The 4,107-nt window shown below is 61.1% G+C and carries 2 protein-coding genes; one reads left to right on the top strand and one right to left on the bottom strand.

Going from position 1 to position 4,107, the window contains the following annotated elements; all coding sequences use genetic code 11:
• Positions 1-385 precede the first annotated feature (385 nt).
• Positions 386-1,888 carry a polyphosphate:AMP phosphotransferase gene (gene pap / locus ACRER8_RS21335; protein WP_431748177.1) on the bottom strand — a complete coding sequence of 501 codons (1,503 nt, stop codon included), beginning with the start codon at positions 1,886-1,888 and terminating at the stop codon, positions 386-388.
• Between the two features lie 166 nt (positions 1,889-2,054).
• On the opposite strand from pap, the gene mnmC reads away from it, so the two are divergent.
• Positions 2,055-4,031, top strand: a complete 1,977-nt coding sequence (gene mnmC, locus ACRER8_RS21330; RefSeq protein WP_431748176.1) for a bifunctional tRNA (5-methylaminomethyl-2-thiouridine)(34)-methyltransferase MnmD/FAD-dependent 5-carboxymethylaminomethyl-2-thiouridine(34) oxidoreductase MnmC — start codon at positions 2,055-2,057, stop codon at positions 4,029-4,031.
• Positions 4,032-4,107: the final 76 nt, after the last annotated feature.

Raw genomic sequence — 4,107 nt, 5'->3', positions numbered from 1 at the left:
ATGGATTATCTGTTGAAACCAGTGCTCAAAGCGCGGACCGAGGCGTTGCGGGAGCGGTAACTAGGGCCCCGCGAAGAATGTGCCTGGAGCAGGCTCAACTGTGGGAGCGAATTTATTCGCGAAAAATCGTGATGGCGATAGCCATGTATCGGCCGTACGGCCCATCGCGAATGAATTCGCCCCCCACAGAAGTCCAAGGGCGCCGCGAGAATGCGCCTACCGCAGGCTCAACTGTGGGAGCGAATTTATTCGCGAAAAATCATGCTGAGGATAGCGATGTATCGGCCGTACGGCCCATCGCGAATGAATTCGCTCCCACAGAAGTCCAAGGGCGTCGCGAAAATTGCGCCTGCCACAGATTTAATCCGCTTACCGGTTTTTCGATCTACTTGCCTTTCTTGTCACTCTTCTCGAACGCCGCCTCCAGTGCGTCGTTGATGGTGCGCAGGACCTTCACTCGCGCCCAGCGTTTGTCGTTGGCTTCCACCAAAGTCCAGGGAGCGATTTCGGTGCTGGTGCGGTCGACCATGTCGCCGACGGCTTCGCGGTATTGCGGCCATTTCTTGCGGTTGCGCCAGTCGTCGTCGGTGATCTTGTGGCGTTTGAACGGAATCTTTTCCCGGGCCTTGAAGCGTTCCAGTTGGGTCTGGTCATCGATCGCCAGCCAGAACTTCACCACCACGACGTTCGCGTCAGTGAGTTGCTCTTCAAAATCGTTGATCTCGCTGTAGGCCCGCAGCCAGTCGGCCTCGGAGCAGAAACCCTCGACGCGCTCGACCAGCACCCGGCCGTACCATGAGCGGTCAAACACGGTGAATTTCCCCCGCGCCGGAATCTGCCGCCAGAATCGCCACAGATAAGGCTGCGCCAATTCATCCTGGCTTGGCGCGGCAATCGGCACGATGTGGTACTGCCGCGGGTCGAGTGCCCCGGCCACGCGTTTGATTGCCCCGCCCTTGCCCGCCGCATCGTTGCCCTCGAACACCGCCACCAACGCGTGACGGCGCATGCGCTTGTCGCGCATCAGCCCCGAAAGCCGCGCCTGCTCGGTAATCAACTGCTCGTGGTAGTCGTCCTTTTCCAGCGCCAGGGTCATGTCCAGGCTGCCCAGCAGGCTCAGCTGATCGGTGTTGCTTGGCAACGGCCCAATGTTGACCAGGTTGGCGCTGCCTTCAGGAGTCTTCAGGGCGCTCTGCAACCCCTCGAGCAGCAGCCGCCCGACAGTCAGGCTGCGGTAATTAGGGTCCAGACCCTCGATCACATGCCAGGGCGCATAGTCGCGGCTGGTGCGGCGCAATACCCGTTCACCGAAGCGCACGAACTTGTCGTAGGTCCGCGACTGCTGCCAGTCCAGCGGGCTGATCCGCCAGCTGTGCAATGGGTCGTCCTTGAGGGTCTTGAGGCGCAATTTCATCTGTTTCTTGGACAGGTGAAACCAGAATTTGAAGATCACCGCGCCTTCGTCAACGAGCATTTTTTCCAGACGTTCGGCGGCGTTTATTGCCTGATCCAATACCGGATCCTTGAATTGCTTGTGCACCCGCCCCTGAATCATCTGGCTATACCAGTTGCCGAAAAATATACCGATCCGCCCCTTGGGCGGCAGTTGACGCCAGTAGCGCCAGACCGGCGGATGGGCGAGTTCTTCGTCGGTCTGCTGATCGAAGGTGCGAACCTCTATAAAGCGCGGATCCATCCAGTCGTTGAGCAGCTTGACGGTTTCACCCTTGCCGGCGCCTTCGATACCGTTGATCAGCACGATGATCTGGCGCTTGCCCTGTTCATGCAGCTCGTATTGGGCATCAAGCAAGGCTTCGCGAAGTGCCGGGACTTCGGCGTCGTAGGTTTCGTCGTCGATGGTGTGGCCGATTTCAGCGGATTCGAACATGTATTGCTCCTGTTCCAGATCGCTCAAGACTAGCGGGTCGATACGTGCGATGTGGGTTGTGACAACGAATCCCCGTCATGGATCAATCGTCGTGCAGCAAGCCAGTACCCGAGGTGAGTTAAGATACCGGTCTTGCACCTGCCAAAGCGCCTTCCACAGCCCGATCATGACTACTATCCAGCACGCCCAGCTCGACTGGGACGAGAACGGCAACCCGATCTCTCGGGCATTCGCCGACGTCTACTTCTCCAACGAATCGGGGCTGGCCGAAACCCGCCACGTGTTCCTGACCCAGAACGAACTGCACGAGCGCTTCAGCGCCCTGTCGGCTGACGGTCGGCTGATCATTGGCGAAACCGGCTTTGGCACCGGGCTCAATTTTCTCTGCGCGTGGCAGTTGTTCGAAGCCTGCGCAAAACCCGGCGCGCGGTTGCAGTTCGTCAGCGTCGAGAAGTTTCCCCTCAGCCGCGACGACCTTGAGCGCGCCCTGAATCTATGGCCGGAACTGCAACCCTTGGCCAATCAGCTGCTTGCCCAATACGTGGCGATTCATGAAGGCTTCCAGCGTCTGGTGTTCGACAGTGGGCGAGTCACGCTGACCTTGCTGATTGGCGATGCGCTGGAGATGCTGCCGCAGCTGGACGGACAGATCGACGCGTGGTTTCTGGACGGCTTCGCGCCTTCGAAAAACCCGGAAATGTGGACCCCGGAGCTGTTCGCCGAACTGGCTCGACTGGCAGCGCCCGACTCGACCATTGGCACGTTCACCAGCACCGGCTGGGTTCGCCGCGCGCTGAATGCTGCGGGTTTCAAGATGAAGCGGGTGCCGGGCATCGGCCATAAATGGGAGGTGCTCAAGGGAGCGTTCGTTGGTTGGCCTGTCGATGTGCCTGCGCCGACCGCTGCAAAGCCCTGGTTTGCCCGGCCCCGATTGCTGGCGGGCGAACGCAAGGCGTTGGTGATCGGCGCCGGGCTGGCCGGGTGCGCCACGGCCGCCAGTCTCGCCGCAAGGGGCTGGCAGGTCAGTCTGCTGGAGCGGCACGCTGCTCTGGCGCAGGAAGCCTCGGGCAATCCTCAAGGCGTGCTGTACCTGAAACTCTCAGCCCACGGCACCGCGCTGTCGCAGTTGATCCTCAGCGGCTTCGGTCACACGCGACGTCTGCTGGAGCGGCTGGAGCGTGGTGTCGACTGGGATGACTGCGGCGTACTGCAGCTGGCCTTCGACGACAAGGAAGCCGAGCGGCAGGCGCAACTGGCCCGGGCCTTTTCTCCGGAACTGCTGCACGTGCTGGATCAGACTGAAGCCGAGGCCAAAGCCGGCGTAGCGTTGCGCAGCGGCGGGCTGTTCTACCCGGAGGGCGGTTGGGTGCATCCGCCTGCACTGTGTCGGCATCAGGCGAGCCGGGCGAATATTCGCTTGCTGGCGCACAATGATGTAGTGGAGTTGCGACGCGAAGGTGACGTCTGGCAGGCGTGGAATGGCGAGCGTTTGCTGGATTGCGCGCCGGTGGTGGTGTTGGCGGGCGCGGCGGAGATCAAACGCTTCCCGGCTGCCGCGGACCTACCCCTCAAGCGCATTCGCGGACAGATCACGAAATTGCCGGAAACCGAGGGCAGTCAGTCGCTGCGCACGGTGGTCTGCGCCGAGGGCTATGTGGCGCCGGGGCGTCTGGACGAACACACGCTGGGGGCCAGTTTTGACTTCAAGAGCGACGACCTGACCCCGACCGCAGCCGAACATCTGGGCAATCTGGAATTACTGCGCGAGATGTCTGCGGACCTGACCGAGCGTTTGCAGGTCAACGACCTGCCTGGCGAACAGCTGCAAGGGCGTGCTGCGTTTCGCTGCACCAGCCCCGATTACCTGCCCATCGTCGGGCCGCTGGCGGACAGGGAAGCATTCCTTGAGGCGTATTCAGTCCTGCGTAAGGATGCCCGGCAAATCCCTCAGACCGAATGCCCCTGGCTGAACGGGCTCTATATAAACAGCGGCCATGGCTCCCGTGGCTTGATCACCGCGCCCCTGTCCGGCGAGTTGATTGCCGCATGGCTGGATAACGAACCCTTGCCGTTGCCACGCAGCGTCGCGGAGGCCTGTCATCCGAACCGGTTTGTGGTGCGTCATCTGATCAGAGGCAAATAACAGCGCCCTATACAGATCCTCCTTGCAGGAGCTGGCTTGCTGGCGAATGCGCAGGGTCAGCCGACAGGTTTGTCAC

It is taken from the genome of Pseudomonas sp. (genome assembly GCF_050739935.1).
Taxonomy (GTDB): domain Bacteria; phylum Pseudomonadota; class Gammaproteobacteria; order Pseudomonadales; family Pseudomonadaceae; genus Aquipseudomonas.
The sequence above is the reverse complement of the archived record's forward strand: the minus strand, read 5'-3'. Positions and strand labels throughout refer to the sequence as shown.

Bases quoted from the DNA above. Each gene is read 5' to 3' on its own strand.
- pap (WP_431748177.1), bottom strand. From the start codon at position 1,888: ATGTTCGAATCCGCTGAAATCGGCCACACCATCGACGACGAAACCTAC.
- mnmC (WP_431748176.1), top strand. From the start codon at position 2,055: ATGACTACTATCCAGCACGCCCAGCTCGACTGGGACGAGAACGGCAAC.